Source organism: Bacillus sp. 17RED48, assembly GCF_019837545.1.
Lineage (GTDB): Bacteria > Bacillota > Bacilli > Bacillales > Bacillaceae_G > Bacillus_A > Bacillus_A wiedmannii.
In genome coordinates this window covers 1-910 of sequence record NZ_JADAXG010000051.1, presented here as the reverse complement: position 1 = coordinate 910, position 910 = coordinate 1, and the positions used below count along the sequence as shown (strand labels likewise).

The 910-nt window shown below is 59.8% G+C and carries 1 protein-coding gene; it reads left to right on the top strand.

Going from position 1 to position 910, the window contains the following annotated elements; genetic code table 11:
* Nucleotides 1-910 (top strand): collagen-like domain-containing protein (locus ILT06_RS32175; protein WP_483861609.1); only part of this gene is annotated, 910 nt, incomplete at both ends.

The following is a 910-nucleotide window of genomic DNA, read 5'->3' as shown; positions in this document are numbered from 1 at the left end:
CGGACCTCAGGGCGTTCAAGGGAACACAGGCGCTACTGGACCTCAGGGCGTTCAAGGGAACACAGGCGCTACTGGTGCCACTGGACCTCAGGGCGTTCAAGGGAACACAGGCGCTACTGGTGCCACTGGACCTCAAGGTGCTCAAGGGAACACAGGCGCTACTGGACCTCAAGGGAACACGGGTGCTACTGGTGCTACTGGACCTCAGGGTGCTCAAGGGAACACAGGCGCTACTGGACCTCAAGGGAACACGGGTGCTACTGGTGCTACCGGACCTCAAGGTGCTCAAGGGAACACAGGCGCTACTGGACCTCAGGGCGTTCAAGGGAACACAGGCGCTACTGGTGCCACTGGACCTCAGGGCGTTCAAGGGAACACAGGTGCTACTGGACCTCAGGGCGTTCAAGGGAACACAGGCGCTACTGGTGCTACTGGACCTCAAGGTGTTCAAGGGAACACGGGTGCTACCGGTGCTACTGGACCTCAAGGGAACACAGGCGCTACTGGTGCTACTGGACCTCAGGGCGTTCAAGGGAACACAGGCGCTACTGGACCTCAGGGCGTTCAAGGGAACACAGGCGCTACCGGACCTCAGGGCGTTCAAGGGAACACAGGCGCTACTGGACCTCAGGGCGTTCAAGGGAACACAGGTGCTACTGGACCTCAGGGCGTTCAAGGGAACACAGGTGCTACTGGTGCTACTGGACCTCAAGGTGTTCAAGGGAACACGGGTGCTACTGGTGCTACCGGACCTCAGGGCGTTCAAGGGAACACAGGCGCTACTGGTGCTACTGGACCTCAAGGTGTTCAAGGGAACACGGGTGCTACTGGTGCTACTGGTGCTACTGGACCTCAGGGTGTTCAAGGGAACACGGGTGCTACCGGACCTCAGGGCGTTCAAGGGAACACA